At 58.5% G+C, this 15,428-nt stretch carries 15 protein-coding genes; 6 read left to right on the top strand and 9 right to left on the bottom strand.

Annotation, left to right across the window (positions count from 1 at the left end; genetic code table 11):
* Positions 1–127: 127 nt before the first annotated feature.
* From ftsX to ftsY, 3 genes are read right to left on the bottom strand one after another with little or no spacing between them, the layout of a single operon-like run.
* On the bottom strand, positions 128–1,159 hold the full coding sequence (gene ftsX / locus H1S06_RS14610) for a permease-like cell division protein FtsX (RefSeq protein WP_181741509.1): 1,032 nt from the start codon (positions 1,157–1,159) through the stop codon (positions 128–130).
* Positions 1,152–1,817 carry a cell division ATP-binding protein FtsE gene (ftsE, locus tag H1S06_RS14605; protein WP_181741507.1) on the bottom strand — a complete coding sequence of 222 codons (666 nt, stop codon included), beginning with the start codon at positions 1,815–1,817 and terminating at the stop codon, positions 1,152–1,154. Before ftsE ends, ftsX begins: the two co-directional genes overlap by 8 nt.
* Before the next feature lie 8 nt (positions 1,818–1,825).
* On the bottom strand, positions 1,826–3,283 hold the full coding sequence (gene ftsY, locus H1S06_RS14600; RefSeq protein WP_255483144.1) for a signal recognition particle-docking protein FtsY: 1,458 nt from the start codon (positions 3,281–3,283) through the stop codon (positions 1,826–1,828).
* Between the two features lie 125 nt (positions 3,284–3,408).
* Here ftsY and H1S06_RS14595 point away from each other — a divergent pair, with 125 nt between their 5' ends.
* Together H1S06_RS14595 and rsmD are read left to right on the top strand one after the other, a co-directional pair.
* Positions 3,409–4,593 carry a hypothetical protein gene (locus H1S06_RS14595; RefSeq protein ID WP_181741505.1) on the top strand — a complete coding sequence of 395 codons (1,185 nt, stop codon included), beginning with the start codon at positions 3,409–3,411 and terminating at the stop codon, positions 4,591–4,593.
* Positions 4,577–5,197, top strand: coding sequence for a 16S rRNA (guanine(966)-N(2))-methyltransferase RsmD (gene rsmD / locus H1S06_RS14590; RefSeq protein WP_181741503.1), 621 nt, complete (start codon positions 4,577–4,579; stop codon positions 5,195–5,197). Before H1S06_RS14595 ends, rsmD begins: the two co-directional genes overlap by 17 nt.
* Here the strand turns inward: rsmD and H1S06_RS14585 are convergent.
* The gene (locus tag H1S06_RS14585) at positions 5,171–5,788 is read right to left on the bottom strand and encodes a TetR family transcriptional regulator (protein ID WP_181741501.1); all 618 of its coding nucleotides are present in this window, start codon (positions 5,786–5,788) and stop codon (positions 5,171–5,173) included. The genes rsmD and H1S06_RS14585 overlap by 27 nt on opposite strands.
* 277 nt (positions 5,789–6,065) lie before the next feature.
* On the opposite strand from H1S06_RS14585, the gene coaD reads away from it, so the two are divergent.
* Both coaD and H1S06_RS14575 read left to right on the top strand, forming a co-directional pair.
* Positions 6,066–6,548: a pantetheine-phosphate adenylyltransferase gene (coaD, locus tag H1S06_RS14580; protein ID WP_181741499.1), complete on the top strand. Its 483-nt coding sequence runs from the start codon at positions 6,066–6,068 to the stop codon at positions 6,546–6,548.
* Between the two features lie 28 nt (positions 6,549–6,576).
* The gene (locus tag H1S06_RS14575; protein WP_181741497.1) at positions 6,577–6,825 is read left to right on the top strand and encodes a YfhL family 4Fe-4S dicluster ferredoxin; all 249 of its coding nucleotides are present in this window, start codon (positions 6,577–6,579) and stop codon (positions 6,823–6,825) included.
* Positions 6,826–6,877: 52 nt separating this feature from the next.
* On the opposite strand, the gene H1S06_RS14570 is transcribed toward H1S06_RS14575, so the two are convergent.
* From H1S06_RS14570 to H1S06_RS14560, 3 genes are read right to left on the bottom strand one after another with little or no spacing between them, the layout of a single operon-like run.
* The gene (locus H1S06_RS14570; protein WP_181741495.1) at positions 6,878–7,414 is read right to left on the bottom strand and encodes a DUF501 domain-containing protein; all 537 of its coding nucleotides are present in this window, start codon (positions 7,412–7,414) and stop codon (positions 6,878–6,880) included.
* Positions 7,401–9,491: an ATP-dependent DNA helicase RecG gene (gene recG / locus H1S06_RS14565; RefSeq protein WP_255483143.1), complete on the bottom strand. Its 2,091-nt coding sequence runs from the start codon at positions 9,489–9,491 to the stop codon at positions 7,401–7,403. Before recG ends, H1S06_RS14570 begins: the two co-directional genes overlap by 14 nt.
* Positions 9,478–10,395 carry a hydrogen peroxide-inducible genes activator gene (locus tag H1S06_RS14560; RefSeq protein WP_181741493.1) on the bottom strand — a complete coding sequence of 306 codons (918 nt, stop codon included), beginning with the start codon at positions 10,393–10,395 and terminating at the stop codon, positions 9,478–9,480. Before H1S06_RS14560 ends, recG begins: the two co-directional genes overlap by 14 nt.
* 51 nt (positions 10,396–10,446) lie before the next feature.
* On the opposite strand from H1S06_RS14560, the gene H1S06_RS14555 reads away from it, so the two are divergent.
* Positions 10,447–11,280, top strand: coding sequence for an SDR family oxidoreductase (locus tag H1S06_RS14555; RefSeq protein ID WP_181741491.1), 834 nt, complete (start codon positions 10,447–10,449; stop codon positions 11,278–11,280).
* Between the two features lie 5 nt (positions 11,281–11,285).
* Here H1S06_RS14555 and ppk1 read toward each other — a convergent pair whose 3' ends face one another.
* Positions 11,286–13,460, bottom strand: a complete 2,175-nt coding sequence (ppk1, locus tag H1S06_RS14550) for a polyphosphate kinase 1 (protein WP_181741490.1) — start codon at positions 13,458–13,460, stop codon at positions 11,286–11,288.
* A 49-nt stretch (positions 13,461–13,509) separates the two neighbouring features.
* The gene (gene hemB, locus H1S06_RS14545; protein ID WP_181741488.1) at positions 13,510–14,520 is read right to left on the bottom strand and encodes a porphobilinogen synthase; all 1,011 of its coding nucleotides are present in this window, start codon (positions 14,518–14,520) and stop codon (positions 13,510–13,512) included.
* Between the two features lie 197 nt (positions 14,521–14,717).
* On the opposite strand from hemB, the gene elbB reads away from it, so the two are divergent.
* On the top strand, positions 14,718–15,371 hold the full coding sequence (elbB, locus tag H1S06_RS14540; RefSeq protein ID WP_181741486.1) for an isoprenoid biosynthesis glyoxalase ElbB: 654 nt from the start codon (positions 14,718–14,720) through the stop codon (positions 15,369–15,371).
* Positions 15,372–15,428: the final 57 nt, after the last annotated feature.

The raw sequence follows: 15,428 nt of genomic DNA, 5'->3' as shown, positions 1-15,428 counted from the left end.
CGCTGCTTCTGACGCCTGAACAGGGTAAAAGTTCAATGCGGTCGCAGGTGCGCGTTCACGGACAGAAAAACTTAACGCGAAACAGTCTGCGGAGCAAGTATTACAAAATACTGACACCCGCTGCAGGCTAGACATCACCCGGTTCTATTTCGCGCAGGTGCCGCGACACCGCCAGCCAGGAACCTGACAAGCCAAGCAGCGTAGCCGCCGCCAGCATGATCAGAGACCCCTGAATACCCAGCCCCTGCAGCTGAAAGTCATTCAGATACAGGTCCGCCAGTGCCTGTGCCGGTGTCGCCAGTAACAGCAGTGCCAGCTGCACCAGCAACCATGCAAGCAGGCCGCCGATCAGACCGAACCAAAAGCCGCTATACAGAAAGGGGCGACGTACCCAGGCATCGGTGGCACCGACCAGTTTGCTGACCAGTATCTCGTCACGCCGACTCTCGATCGTCATCCGCACGGTGTTGCCGACAACCAGCAATACGGCCAAGGCCAGCAGGCCACCCAGTACATAACTGCCCCGTTGAGCCAAAGCCAGGACGGCTGCCAGCCGCTGTACCCATTCCATATCCAACTGCGCTTCATCCACGCCCGGCAGTGCTGCCAACTCACTGCGAACCAGCGGCATGGCCAGCGGGTCCGTATTGTGGGGCAATACCATGATCACGGCGGGTAGCGGGTTGGCATCGAAGCGCTCCAGCAAATCGGCGAACGCGCTGTACCGACGAAAGTCTTCCAGGCCCTTTTCACGATTGATCAACTCCACCGAGGCCAAATCATCACGCAGCATCAGCTGGCGACTGAAACTGTCGATGGCATCATCGCCGAGCTCCGTTTGCATATACAAGGCAATGCGCGGCTGAGGGTCCCAGTCACTCGTCAGTGCCTGCAGGTTGCCCAGAGCCGCCAGCAGAAAGCCCGGAAGCGCCAGCGCGATGGCCAATACGGCCAGCGTCATCAGCGAAGCAACCGGTGTCTGCTTCAGGCGCAATAATGCCTCTCGCGCCACACTCAGGTGATGGCGGCGCCAGCTGCGCTGACGGTCGGCAAACTGTATCCGGTGCTGCCGCGCGCCACGGCGAGGTGCCGCCGGACTTTTTTCGATCGGACGAGAGCCGACCGCCGTTGCCTGTTCCTTGCGTCCCGGCTTAGCCATCCGCTACCAACCTCCCGTGTTTCAATGTCAGCATTCGATGTCGCATGCGATTGATCAGCGACAGGTCGTGGCTGGCAATCAGTACCGTCGTGCCAATGCTGTTGAATTGGCCGAACAGGCGCATGATATCCTCGGACAGTTGAGGGTCCAGGTTACCGGTCGGCTCATCGGCCAGCAGCAACTTGGGCTTATGCACAATGGCACGCGCAATACCGACGCGCTGCTGCTCACCGGTCGACAGCGTAACCGGGTTATGCTTTTCCCGTGTCAGCAGCCCAACCTTGTCCAGCGCCGCCCGAGCGCGACGAGCGGCATCAGCAGGATCATAACCGCTGATCTGCAGCGGCAGCGCCACATTTTCGAATACCGACCGATCAAACAGCAGCTGGTGATTCTGGAACACAACACCTATCTGACGGCGCAGATAGGGAATCTGGGAGCGATGCAGGCTGGACAGATCCTGTTGTCCGACCCACACCTGTCCTCGGCTGGGCCGCTCCATCAACATGATCAGCTTCAGCAGGGTGCTTTTCCCGGCCCCGGAGTGACCGGTCAGAAATGCCATCTCTCCCGATGCAAGCTCGAAGTCCACTCCCAGCAGGGCATCCTGGCCGCTGGCATAGCGCTTGAAGACATTACTGAACCGGATCGCCGCCATGTATCACCTCAGTCAAACAGAGCCTTGACAAATTCATCGGCTTCAAACGGACGCAGGTCATCCACCTGCTCTCCCACACCGATAAAACGAATCGGCAGATCAAACTGCTTCGCGATGGCGAAAATGATGCCGCCCTTGGCGGTGCCATCCAGCTTGGTCAGGGTGATACCGCTGACACCCACCGCCTCCTTGAATTCCTTCGCCTGGCTGATCGCGTTTTGCCCGGTGCCCGCATCCAGCACCAACATAACCTCATGTGGCGCTTCCGGATCCAGTTTTTGCATGACACGCACCACCTTCTGCAATTCCTGCATCAGGTTGTCCTTGTTCTGCAAACGACCCGCCGTATCGGCAATCAGCACATCCACCCCCTTGGACTGAGCCGACTGCAAGGCATCAAAGATGACAGAAGCGGAGTCGGCTCCGGTATGCTGGGCAACCACGGGCACCTTGTTGCGCTCGCCCCAGACCTGCAGCTGTTCGACAGCCGCCGCACGGAAGGTATCCCCCGCAGCCAGCATCACCGACTTGCCCTCTGACTGGAAACGTTTTGCCAGTTTGCCGATAGTCGTGGTTTTCCCCACGCCGTTTACGCCCACCATCAGAATCACGGCCGGTTTTTTCGCCGGCAATCGCAGCGGGTGCTCGACACTGCCCAACAGATCCGCCAGCTCCTGCTGCAACGCCTCTTTCAGTGCATCCGCATCCTTGAGCTGCTTGCGTGCAACCCTGTCGGTCAGGCGATCAATAATGGTCGTGGTTGCATCCACCCCGACATCAGCCATCAGCAGGGTCGTTTCGATCTCTTCCAGCAGATCATCATCGATCTCCTTGGCCCCGAGGAACAGATCACCCAGCTGCTCGGTCAGATTGGCCTTGGTGCGACTCAGACCGGTCTTGATACGGGCAAAAAAGCCCCCTTTCGGTTCCTTTTCGACCTCTGCAGCCTCGGCGGCGGCCTGAGCCTGACGTTCCGCTTCAGCAGCCGCTTCCGCCGCTTGGCGCTGGGCTTCCTCTTCCGCCTGACGGGCAGCATGTTCCGCGTCGCGAGCAGCCTGCTCGGCGGCGGCCTGAGCCTGACGTTCCGCTTCAGCAGCCGCTTCCGCCGCTTGGCGCTGGACTTCCTCTTCCGCCTGACGGGCAGCATGTTCCGCGTCGCGAGCAGCCTGCTCGGCGGCGACCTGAGCCTGACGTTCCGCTTCAGCAGCCGCTTCCGCCGCCTGGCGCTGGACTTCCTCTTCCGCCTGACGGGCAGCATGTTCCGCGTCGCGAGCAGCCTGCTCGGCGGCGACCTGAGCCTGACGTTCTGCTTCAGCCTGCAGACGCGCCTGCTCGGCCTTGAGACTGCTGCGGCGATTCAAACGCACAACAACCAGCAACAGTACGATCAGCAAAGCGCCGGCCATGTAAGGGAAAGTGGCAGGATCAAGACCCTGTTCGGTCATCCAGGTGTAGAGCGCGTCCATAATCTGTAATATCCGCTGTAGAGAGCCCGCTCAGGGGCTGCTGAAATTCAAGAGCCAACTGGGCGGCTATCTTAGCACAGAGCAAGTCCGGACAAACCCGACCAACAACAGACCGACCTCCGCCGATGACGCGTCCATTTCTCAGCCGCCGACAGCTCAGTCTTCTGATCCTGTTTCTGCCCGGCATCATTCTGCTGCTTTCGCTGCTCGGCCCCAACACACCGCCTCCTGCCTGGCACGTCGATCAGGATTTCCGTGTCTACCAGCAGCTGCGCCCGGAGCTCGACCATTACCGCCTGCACCTCTTGCTGCCAAGCCCACCGGTATCCAGCCCCCACCGGCAACTGGAGCAACGGCTGCTGTTTGCAGCCTTGCAACGGCAATTGGCCACTCTCAGCCAACAGGGGGCCTGGCTGATACAGCCAAAGCTGCACCAACAACCGGGTTACTGGCTGATCGAGGCCCGAACCCTGCAAGCGCCAACGTCATCCGAACTGACCCGACTGCTGCGACAGCTGCAACAACCTCCCGTACTGGACTGGTCAGTGTTGCTACAGCGCATTCAGGCAGAACAGTATATCGCCCGTCAAACCCCGGAAGCCTGGCTCAAGACCCAGGGTGCCGATAACGATGTCAGAATGCCGAACCCCGCTGCTGCCTATCATGACAGACTACAGCCACAGCACTGGCGACTCACCCTGAGCGGTCCAAAGAGGCTATTCCTCACACTGTCGACTGACACCACCTCACAGCCGCACGTCACTACACCCCCCTTATCGCTTCAGCCGCTGCCATTGCCACCACCAGCCGCTCCGGCCACCTTCCACCTGTATCGCTGGCCATTGCCCGCGGCCGGTTCGGTGCAACAACTGGCCCTCGATCTTCTGCTCCAGGAAATCATTCAGCAAGCGCTGGCCCAGCGCTTGGCACAGCAGTCCAGCAAGGCCGGTTACAGCCTTGTCTGGGAAGCGACCCCTCCTCAGGGGTTGGCAACCCTCATCCTGCAGGGTGATCACTGGCCCTCAATGACCACCTGGCTCCCCGAACAACTGATTCTCTCCGACCTCAATCTGGCTCGCCGCCGCGTATTGGACACAATCAGCCAGCCGGACCTGCTCCACTCCTGGATGGACCTGTTGGCACTGCACCAGTTGCCGGCCGACACTCTGGAACACCTGCCCGCCATCCTCCCAACCATCAGCCTGCCTCAATTGCAGCAATGGTTGCAGCAACAACTGGAGTCTGATTACTATCACACCCTTTCACTGCCTGCTTCGCCTAAGGATCGCCGCAATGCCACGCCGCAATAATCACCGCTCCCGCCGCCCTGCAGCCCCCGTTGCCCAATCCAGCGTCCGTATTATCGGCGGCGAGTGGCGGGGGCGAAAGCTGGACTTTCCGGCAATCGAAGGGCTGCGCCCGACTCCTGACCGAGTGCGCGAAACACTGTTTAATTGGCTACAGGCCTATCTGCCTGGTGCCCGGTGCCTGGATCTGTTCAGCGGCAGCGGCGCCCTGGGACTGGAGGCCCTGTCACGCGGTGCTGCATCCGTCACCTTTGTGGACCAGGCCCCGGAAGTCATCAACCAGCTGCGCAGCAACCTGAATACATTGAAGGCCCAGAATGCGGAACTGATCGGGCAATCCGTGCCAACCTGGCTGGAGCAAAGAGCCACAAACGAAGAAGTGCGTTACGACCTGGTCTTTATCGACCCACCGTTCAACAAGGGCATGGCAGGGCCGGTCTGTGCGCTGTTGGAACAGCACCGACTCCTCGCCGACGAAGCGTTGATCTACCTGGAAACCGAAACCGGACTGCAGCTGGATCAGCTGCCCGCCAACTGGCAGCCCTATCGCGAGAAACAGGCCGGACAGGTGACCTATCGATTATTTATGCGGCAGCCCGGCCAGTAAAACATCCACCAGTGTGCCGCCCTCTTCTCGCAAATCAAATCCGCCGGCGGAGACCAGCCATTCGAATAGCAGGCCTCCAAGCGCCGCCTGCAGGGTAAAAGCCAGAGAGGAAGGCGTGCAGCTTTTGCGTAACTGCTTCTGCTTGCGCGCCTGTTTCAGGAAAAACCTCAGCTGCTCCAGCCACAGCGCCCGATTGTCCTCCAACGCCGGTTCGACTTCGGCAAAATCGGCCACCGGGGTCGCGGCCAGATAGAATACGCGATAAACCGCGCCCGCTGCCGGGTTGCGCTCAAACCCGCTCAGGACTCCCATGATGTACTGGCGCAACGCCGCCAGGGCATCCTGTTGCACGCCCTGGCGCTGCTCCAGGTACTGAGCTTCGAACGGCAACTCATAACAATGATGGATATGCAGCAACAGATCAGCTCGATTTCTGAAATGCCAGTACAATGCCCCGTGGGTCACGCCCGCCATCTGGGCGATCTGTTTCAGCGTCGTGTTTTCGACGCCCTGACAACTGAACAGCTGCAGACCGGTTTCAATCAATTTCTGCCGTGTTTGCGCGGCTTCTTCCGGCGTTCTTCTAGCCATACGGACGGGGGCCTCCATGTCATGACATTGGCAAAGGTATGTTTGGAGCAGACCATAGAGAGACAGCTTCTGCAGCTCAATAGCCAAGCTTAAACCTTAACCAAAATGTCACCAATCTGTCACAAATAAATATAACCTATAAGGATAATAATGGTTTTTTTAATAACCAAAATAATACTTACCATTCCTCTAATCTATTTGTGCCACCTGCTCAATTCGGCTAACATCCGCTCAACAGTGTTGCACATTAGCCCGAACCAAGGTCAGCTGAACCGCTATGAATACGGCAATCTACCCCGGTACCTTTGACCCGATCACCAACGGTCACTCCGATCTGATCGGACGCGCCGCCCGCCTGTTTGACCGTGTTGTGCTTGCCGTTGCGGCCAGCCCCAAAAAGCAGCCTCTGCTGCCGCTGGAGCAACGGGTCGAATTGGCCCGGACAGCACTCTCGCACCTGCCGAACGTGGAGGTTATCGGCTTCAACTGCCTGCTGGCCGATCTGATCCGCGAGCAGAACGCCAATATCATCCTGCGAGGCCTGCGTGCCGTTTCCGATTTCGAGTTCGAGTTTCAGTTGGCCAATATGAACCGCAAACTGGCGCCCCAGGCAGAAAGTCTGTTTCTGACTCCCGCCGAGCACCTGTCGTTCATTTCCTCAACGCTGATCCGGGAAATTGCTTCTCTGGGCGGCGATGTGGAGCAGTTTGTACACCCTGCCGTGGCCAACGCACTAAAGCAGCACCTGAGCCAGAAATAAAGAACCTGTCAGAGTGAGGTAGCCAGTCATGGCATTGATGATTACTGACGAATGCATCAACTGTGATGTATGTGAACCGGAATGCCCCAACGAGGCAATCGCTCCGGGAGACGAAATTTACGAAATTGATCCGAACAAATGCACCGAGTGTGTCGGACACTACGATACGCCGCAGTGTGTGGAAGTGTGTCCGGTCGACTGCATTCCCAAGGACCCGGACCATGTGGAAACGGAAGATATGTTGATGGTGAAATATCAGAAGCTGACCGGCAACTGATTCAGCCACCGACAGTGGACCAAACGGCGGCCAGAGGCCGCCGTTTTCGTTTTCAGCTCCGAATGGGCGTCAGGCTCAGAGAAAACTCCTGTTCCAGGCGCTCCCCAATCACGTTATCCCCCTCAGCCAGCCAATGGGCGTATTGCATGTGCAGGCAACGCACCTTGTCCCATTGGGCTATGCCACCGATGCCGTAGCGATCAAACAGATCGGTAAAGCCCAGCGCTTCAATCCTCCGCCGGTCTTCCTCACGCATCAAGCGCCAGCGCGTCGCCACATAACGCCGCTGCTGATCCAGATAAGCGACACGCAAGGCCTCGTCATTCTGCAGTTCCTGCTCGATCTGTTTGACCCAACCGCTGTCTTCAATCCGGCCAATAACACGGCACAGATCACGGCAACACAGCCAATACAGGGTCGGGAAGGGCTGGTCCGCGACCAGTGTGCGCATCTGCAAGACCAGCGGCAGCCCCGTATCCGTGGCGCAGGCCACAGCCTCGATCCCCCGAGGTTCACGTCCGATCTGCTGCGCGATAGTCTCCAGCTGGGCCGGAGTGGGCGGCTGACGCCGAGTATCAAACCTGTGCATAGATATCTCCATTGCCCAGCCAACGTCGGATCAGGGCTTCATTAAGGGCAGGCAACTGCTGCAGACTGGCCGCCACCTGATGAATTTTGGGCAGCAGGTCTGCATCACGCTGCAGATCAGCAATACGGAACTGCATCATCCCGGTCTGGCGAGTACCCAGCACTTCACCCGGCCCCCGCAGCTCCAGATCCTTTTCCGCGATCCGAAAGCCATCAGTGGTTTCGCGCATCACCGCCAACCGCTCGCGCCCCTGTTTCGAAAGAGGCGCATGGTACATGAGCACACAAAAGCTTTCGACACTGCCGCGCCCGACCCGGCCCCGCAACTGGTGCAACTGTGCCAGCCCCAACCGCTCGGGGTTTTCGATAATCATCAGGCTGGCATTGGGCACATCGACCCCGACTTCGATCACTGTCGTCGCCACCAGCAAATCCAGCTCGGCCGCCTTGAAGCGGGCCATGATATCCGCCTTCTCCGCGGCCTTCATGCGCCCGTGCACCAGTCCGATGCGCAACTGTGGCAACGCCTCGCCAAGACTTTCCGCTGCCACTTCCGCCGCCTGGCACTGCAGTGCCTCAGACTCCTCGATCAACGTGCATACCCAATAGGCCTGCCGCCCCTGTTCACACGCCTGACTGACACGCTCAATGACCTGATCGCGACGGGAATCGGCAATAACGACCGTCTGTACCGGTGTTCGTCCCGGCGGAAGTTCGTCGATGATCGAACAGTCCAGGTCGGCATAGGCGCTCATGGTCAGAGTGCGCGGAATCGGTGTGGCCGTCATGATCAGCTGGTGCGGGCCGGATTCGCCATTACGTCCTTTCTCTTTCAGGCTTAACCGCTGATGTACGCCAAAACGGTGCTGCTCGTCGATCACGACCAGCCCCAGATCGAAAAACGCCACATCCTCCTGAAACAAGGCATGGGTGCCAACCACGACCTGCGCTTCGCCACTGCGGATCAGCGCCAGCTGGGCCTCTCGGGCCTTGCCCTTCACCTTGCCAGCCAGCCAGGCCACCTGAACCCCCAGCGGTTCGAACCAGCCACGGAAATTGATATGGTGCTGCTCAGCCAGAATTTCGGTGGGTGCCATTACCGCCGCCTGGCGTCCGTTCTCCACGGCCTGCAAGGCCGCCAATGCGGCTACCACGGTTTTGCCGGAACCCACATCACCCTGTACCAGACGCAGCATCGGCACCGGCTTTTGCAGGTCACGCGCAACCTCCCTCGCCACTCTCAGCTGGGCAGCGGTCAGCTCAAACGGCAGTCCCTGCAGGAAAGGGCGGCTCAGGCGCCCACTCGCCTTCAATGGCGGTGCTCCCTGCTGCTGCACCTGCTGGCGGATTTTCTGCAGCGACAGGTGATGCGCCAACAACTCCTCCAGTGCCAACCGTCGCTGCGCCGGGTGTTTGCCTTCCAGCAGCAATGTCTGATCGGCATCAACGGGGGGATGATGCAGGTAATGCAGAGAGTCTGTCAGACCCGGCAACTTCCATTGGCTTAGCCATGTTTCGGGAAGCAGCTCGCTCAGCCCCTCTCGACCCATCCATTCCATGGCCAATGTTATCAGCGAGCGGACACGGTTCTGGGTCATGCCCTCGGTCAGCGGGTACAGAGGGGTAAGGCAATCATCCATAACGGCCACCGCTTCGCTCTTGAGCAGCTTGTATTCGGGATGCACCATTTCCAGACCGGCCGGCCCCGGCCTGGCCTCGCCAAAACACAGCAGCCGCCGCCCCGGCCGCAGGCTGTTCTTTTGCGCCGCATTGAAATGAAAAAAGCGTAATGTCAGGGTACCGCTGCCATCCTGAACACGACACAGCAAACTGCGCCGCCGGCCCTGCACCACATCGGCTGCTTTCAGCGTGACATCAACCAACACTTCCTGGCCGGGGCGGATGCCGCCAATCGGCACCACACGCGTCCGGTCCTGGTAGCGCAGCGGCAGGTGCAGAATCAGGTCCTGAATGGTCCTGACCCCCAGCCGCTCAAGCTTCAGCTCCAGAGCCGTACCCACACCTTTCAGTTCGGTGACGGGAACCCCCGGCATCGCCCCCTGTTCAATGCTGGCCATCACCCCCCGCCTTTATCTGGCAGTGATTGATCGCTTCCACCAGCACATCAATGGCCCGGGGACGCGGAAAGCTGGCACGCCAGGCCACCGCTACCGTACGCATCGGCTGAGGCTGTTTGAAAGGGCGAATTTCAATCAGATCGCTGGCAGGATGCTGATCAATCGCCGAGAGCGGCAAGACACTGGTTCCCAGACCTGACGCCACCATCATGCGAATGGTTTCCAGAGAACTGCCTTCGGTAACGGTATGCTGGTCATGGAACGACTGGTTCAGGGTCGGACAGGCTTCCAGTACCTGGTCACGGAAACAATGCCCCTCACCCAGCAGCAACATGCGAATCTCATTCATCTGGCGCGAGTCGATTTCACTCTGGGCCGCCAGCTCATGCCCCTTGGGCATGGCCATCATGAAGGGCTCGTCATACAACGGACGGGTCAACACATCCGCTTCGTGAAACGGCAACGCAATAATAATGGCATCCAGCTCGCCGTTACGGATCTTGGTACGCAGGTTATCGGTGAAATTTTCCTCGATATACAGTGGCATGTTGGGCGCCAACCGCTGAATCTGCGGAATCAGCTGCGGAAACAGATAAGGGCCGATCGTATAAATGGCACCGATGCGCAGCGGACTGGCCAACTGGTCACGCCCTTCCCGCGCCAACTCTTTCACGGCCTCCGCCTGTTCCAGAACCGTTTGCGCCTGGCGTACCACCTTTTCACCTACCGGGGTTACTCGAACCGCGTTCTTGCTGCGTTCAAACAGGGCAACTCCCAACTCTTCTTCCAGCTTTTTGACCGCAATCGATAATGTCGGCTGACTGACAAAACAGCGCTCGGCGGCATGGCCAAAATGCTGCTCCTGGGCCAGGGTGACAATGTATCGAAGCTCCGTCAGCGTCATCAGGGCGTACCTCTGTTAGGATGAACAAAACCAACTCTAAAGGGGATTAACATGCGGGAACAACGAGTGCTGATCGCCGGTTGTGGCGATATCGGAACCCGGTTGGGGCTCAGACTCAGTGCCACCGGGGCACAGGTGTTCGGGCTTCGCCGTACTATAAACCAGCTGCCCGACGGCATCCATGGCATTGCCGCCGATCTGACGGATCCAGCCGCTCTGCGTGGCCTTCCCGCCTGTGATTATCTGTTTTACACCGCCGCTGCCAACAGTACTGACCTCGAAGTCTACCGAGCTACTTATATCAAAGGGCTGCGTCATGTGCTGGCGGCCCTTCCCGAACCGCCACGCCACCTGTTTCTGACCAGCAGTACCGGAGTGTACCATCAGCATGAGCACGACTGGGTCGATGAACAGTCACCAGTCCGGCCGGACAGCGAGCGCGGTCGCATACTGCAGGCAAGCGAACAACTGGCGCTGACCAGCGGCATTCCCGCTACGGTGGTGCGTTTCAGCGGTATTTACGGGCCGGGACGAACCCATCTGCAACGGCAGGTCAAAGCCGGTATCGCAGCACCGGCAACGCCGCTGCATTACAGTAACAGGATTCATCGAGATGATTGTGTCGGCGTGCTGCAGCATCTGCTGCAGAAAGCGGAGGACGGCACGGCACTGAAACCGCTGTATCTGGCCAGCGACGACTGTCCGACCCCGATTCATGAAGTCATGGAGTGGCTGGCCGAGCGCTTCGGCGTCAGTATCGACACACGCCAGCCTGTGCGCCGAAGCGGCAGCAAGCGCTGCAATAACCGCCGCCTCAAGGCCAGCGGCTATCGCTTTGTCTATCCCGACTACCGTAGCGGATATGCAAGCCTGTTGCGCGAATAATCCGGTCAGGTCGCCAGTTCGTCCAGCAACGCCTGCTGGGCGCTGAAGCGCTCCTCGCCCGTCTCCGGCTGTACCAGAGTGTAGCTGCCATCGGAGTGAAGCTCCCAGGCCTGGGTGTTATCCTGGAGGTAATAATCCAGCTCGCGGCGGATACGTTCGGCATGCTTTCCGGACAGCTCAAAGCCGGTTTCGACCCGGTTGAGCATGTTACGCTCCATCCAGTCGGCGCTGGAGCCGATCACCACTGGCTTGCCGCCTTCATTGGCAAACCAGTAAACACGGGTATGCTCAAGGAAACGGCCGATGATCGAGCGTACCCGAATATTTTCCGACACGCCTTCCAGGCCCGGACGCAGACGGCACATGCCCCGGATAATCAAGTCGACCTTCACACCAGCCTGTGAGGCTTCATACAGGCCGCGAATCAGCTTGGGTTCGGTCAGACCATTGACCTTAATGATAATATGGCCTTTCCTGCCGGCCTTGACGTTGCGAATTTCATTCTGCATCAATTCCAGCATCTTGGCATGCAACGTGAAAGGCGCGTTGTAGAGTTTCTGCAGCTTCTGGATCTTGCCCATGCCGGTCAACTGCTGGAAGATCTTGTGCACGTCTTCGCCGATCTCCGGGTCTGCCGTCATGTAACTGTAATCGGTATACAGGCGGGCCGTCCCCGAGTGGTAGTTGCCGGTGCCCAGGTGGCTGTAGCGGACCAGCTCGCTGCCCTCGCGGCGCACCACCAGCATCATTTTGGCGTGGGTCTTGTAGCCGACCACACCGTACACCACCAGACACCCGGCTTCCTGCAGGCGGCTTGCCAACTGCAAGTTACTTTCCTCGTCAAACCGCGCCCGCAGCTCAATCACGACCGTCACTTCCTTGCCATTGCGCGCCGCTTCCACCAGCGCGTTGACGATGTCGGAATTGACCCCCGTGCGGTACAGGGTCTGCTTGATGGCAACCACCTGCGGGTCCTTGGCCGCCTGGCGCAGCAGGTCCACAACCGGGCTAAAGGACTGGAACGGATGCTGTAACAGCTGATCATTCTTGCGCAGGGCGGTGAAGACATCATCGCTGTTCTTGAATTTGTTGGGCATGCCCGGAGTAAAGGGCTTCCAGCGCAGCTCGGGACGCTCCACCAAATCGCGCACTGCCATCAGACGAGTCAGGTTAACCGGCCCGTTGACACGATAGACATGGCTGTCCGGCAGGTTGAATTCCGCCTGCAGGAAGCCCAGCAATTCAGCCGGAGTGCGACTGTCCACTTCCAGACGCACCGCATCGCCAAACTTGCGCGAGTGCAGCTCGCCACGCAGTGCCCGCGCCAGATCCTCGATCTCTTCAAAGTCGAAGCTGAGGTCCGCGTTGCGGGTAATCCGGAACTGGTAGCACCCGTCAACCTTCATGCCCGGGAACAGTTCCTCGGCAAATTCATGAATGATCGACGACAGGAAAATCAGATTATCGCCGCTCTCACAGAGCTCGTCCGGCAGACGAATCAAACGAGGCAGCGAACGCGGCGCCGGAATGATCGCCATCCCGGTTTCACGCCCGAAGGCGTCCTTGCCGTCCAGGCCCACGATAAAGTTGAGGCTTTTATTGACCAGACGCGGGAAGGGGTGTGAAGGATCCAGTCCGATCGGGCTGATTACCGGCAGAACCTGATCCTCAAAGTACTCCTTGACCCAAGCCCGCTGGGCAGGTGTCCATTCTCCACGGCGGATAAAACGGATGTTCTCGGCGGCCAGCGCCGGGAACATGATGTCATTCAGAATCTTGTACTGGCGATCCACATTGATCGCGCAGATTTCGCTGATTTTCTCCAGCACCTTTTGCGGATGCATCGCATCGGGCCCCACCGCCTCGCGACCATACTTGAGCTGGCGCAACTGGTCAGCGACCCGAATTTCAAAGAATTCATCCAGGTTACTGGAGAAAATCAGCAGGAACATCAGCCTTTCAAGCAGCGGGTAGCTCTCGTCCAGCGCCTGTTCCAGTACTCGAACATTGAACTGCAGGTGGCTCAGTTCACGGTTGATGTACAGCTCGGGTGCCTTGAGATCAACCGGCACCTCCTCGATCGGGTCGATGGTCGGCAAGATTTCACGGCTCTCCAGCAGCGCGGCGGTTGCCTCATTCTGCTCCGGTGCCATGTCCGGCTCCACAGGGGTCGTGCTCATGGTGTAACCTCCCAGGTCCAAGCTGTTGTCCATCCGAGTATATTCTCTGTTAGCGGTTAAGTATCTCCGCCGCTCTGACTGCAAAATACGTCAGAATGCCATCGGCCCCTGCGCGCTTGAATGCCAGCAGGCTTTCCATAATGATGGCCTCTTCGTCCAACCAGCCGTTCTGGAACGCCGCCATGTGCATGGCGTATTCACCGCTGACCTGGTAAGCGAAGGTCGGCGCCTTCAGTTCTGTTTTGACACGACGCACAATGTCCAGATAGGGCATGCCAGGCTTAACCATCACCATGTCGGCTCCCTCCGCCAGGTCCAGTGCCACCTCATGCAGGGCTTCGTCACTGTTGGCCGGATCCATCTGGTAACTGTATTTGTTGCCCTTGCCTAAGTTGCCTGCCGAGCCCACCGCATCACGGAAGGGTCCGTAGTAGGCACTCGCATACTTGGCCGAGTAGGCCATAATGCGAGTATTCACCAGGCCATTGCTCTCCAGTTCGTCGCGAATGACACCAATGCGGCCATCCATCATGTCGCTCGGTGCGACTATATCGGCACCCGCTTCGGCATGAGACAAAGCCTGTTTCACCAGTGTATCCACGGTGCGGTCGTTCAGGACGTAACCGTCTTCATCCAGAATCCCGTCCTGGCCATGGGTTGTATACGGGTCCAGCGCCACATCGGTCATAATGCCCAGCTCGGGCAAAGCCGCCTTGAGTGCTCGCACGGCCGATTGCAGCAGGCCGTCCGGATTGTAGGACTCTTCGGCATATTCGCTTTTGGCATTAAGTGGTGTGACCGGAAACAGCGCCAGTGCCGGAATGCCCATGGCATGCCATTCTCGCGCTCGCTCAACCAACAGATCGATGCTGTAGCGCTTCACGCCGGGCATTGATGGCACTTCCTCCACCTGACCCTTGCCCTCGAGCACAAATACCGGGTAAATCAGGTCATCGGTGGTCAGAACATTCTCCCGCATCAAGCGGCGGGAAAACTCATCCGCACGCATGCGGCGCATCCGGGTTTCCGGATAAAAACGCTGGCTATTGGTAAAGGCCACGGCTCATTTCCTTTTCTCGACAGTATTTGACGACAGAAACATGACACTTATGTGACACCTTCGGAGATTCCACAATAAGGGTCATCGCTTCCTTTGATATTGCTTTCCATCTTAACGTAATCTGTGACAACTTCGACATGACGCTTGGCAATGGCCCGTCAGCCCCTACAGATCAGGAATTGAGGAGACAGAAGAGCATGAAAAATATTGCGGTGATCTTATCCGGTAGCGGTGTGTTCGACGGCTCTGAAATTTACGAGTCGGTACTGACCTTCCTGCGCCTGGAACACAACCGGGTTCGCTACCAGTGCTTCGCGCCCAATATCGATCAGTTGCATGTTATCAACCACTTGACCGGCGAAGTAGCCGAAGGCGAGAAACGCAATGTTCTGGTGGAGGCGGCACGCCTGGCCAGAGGTGACATCAAGGATCTGGCCGAAGCCAATGCCGATGAGTTCGACGCCCTGATCATTCCCGGCGGCTTCGGCGCAGCCAAGAACCTGAGCGACTTCGCCGTCAAAGGTGCCGACTGCAATATCAACCCGGAGCTGGTACGTTTTGCTCGCGCTATTCATCAGGCCGGCAAGCCGGTCGGGCTGATTTGCATCGCGCCGGCCATGACCCCGAAATTGCTGGGTAACGGCATCCAGTGCACTGTTGGCACCGATGCCGATGTCGCCGAAGCGATCAATCGCATGGGCGGCGATCACCAGACCTGTGCCGTTGACCAGATTATCGTTGATACTGCCGGCACCGTGGTCAGCACTCCAGCCTATATGCTTGCCGGCTCCATTTCCGAAGCGGCCTCGGGCATCAACCGCTTGGTCGACAAGGTCGTCGAACTGGCCTGAAACGAAAAATAGGAAAAATTCCTATATCAAGTATTTCCCCAATGGTCATAATTACCA

The organism is Marinobacterium marinum, assembly GCF_013868415.1.
Lineage (GTDB): Bacteria > Pseudomonadota > Gammaproteobacteria > Pseudomonadales > Balneatricaceae > Marinobacterium > Marinobacterium marinum.
This window is presented reverse-complemented; position numbering and strand designations above follow the sequence as displayed.

Coding starts and splice junctions, on each gene's coding strand:
- elbB (WP_181741486.1), top strand. CDS start 14,718: ATGAAAAATATTGCGGTGATCTTATCCGGTAGCGGTGTGTTCGACGGC.
- H1S06_RS14555 (WP_181741491.1), top strand. CDS start 10,447: ATGCGGGAACAACGAGTGCTGATCGCCGGTTGTGGCGATATCGGAACC.
- H1S06_RS14560 (WP_181741493.1), bottom strand. CDS start 10,395: ATGACGCTGACGGAGCTTCGATACATTGTCACCCTGGCCCAGGAGCAG.
- H1S06_RS14570 (WP_181741495.1), bottom strand. CDS start 7,414: ATGCACAGGTTTGATACTCGGCGTCAGCCGCCCACTCCGGCCCAGCTG.
- ftsE (WP_181741507.1), bottom strand. CDS start 1,817: ATGGCGGCGATCCGGTTCAGTAATGTCTTCAAGCGCTATGCCAGCGGC.
- recG (WP_255483143.1), bottom strand. CDS start 9,491: ATGGCCAGCATTGAACAGGGGGCGATGCCGGGGGTTCCCGTCACCGAA.
- H1S06_RS14595 (WP_181741505.1), top strand. CDS start 3,409: ATGACGCGTCCATTTCTCAGCCGCCGACAGCTCAGTCTTCTGATCCTG.
- rsmD (WP_181741503.1), top strand. CDS start 4,577: ATGCCACGCCGCAATAATCACCGCTCCCGCCGCCCTGCAGCCCCCGTT.
- ftsY (WP_255483144.1), bottom strand. CDS start 3,283: ATGGACGCGCTCTACACCTGGATGACCGAACAGGGTCTTGATCCTGCC.
- ftsX (WP_181741509.1), bottom strand. CDS start 1,159: ATGGCTAAGCCGGGACGCAAGGAACAGGCAACGGCGGTCGGCTCTCGT.
- ppk1 (WP_181741490.1), bottom strand. CDS start 13,460: ATGAGCACGACCCCTGTGGAGCCGGACATGGCACCGGAGCAGAATGAG.
- H1S06_RS14575 (WP_181741497.1), top strand. CDS start 6,577: ATGGCATTGATGATTACTGACGAATGCATCAACTGTGATGTATGTGAA.
- H1S06_RS14585 (WP_181741501.1), bottom strand. CDS start 5,788: ATGGCTAGAAGAACGCCGGAAGAAGCCGCGCAAACACGGCAGAAATTG.
- coaD (WP_181741499.1), top strand. CDS start 6,066: ATGAATACGGCAATCTACCCCGGTACCTTTGACCCGATCACCAACGGT.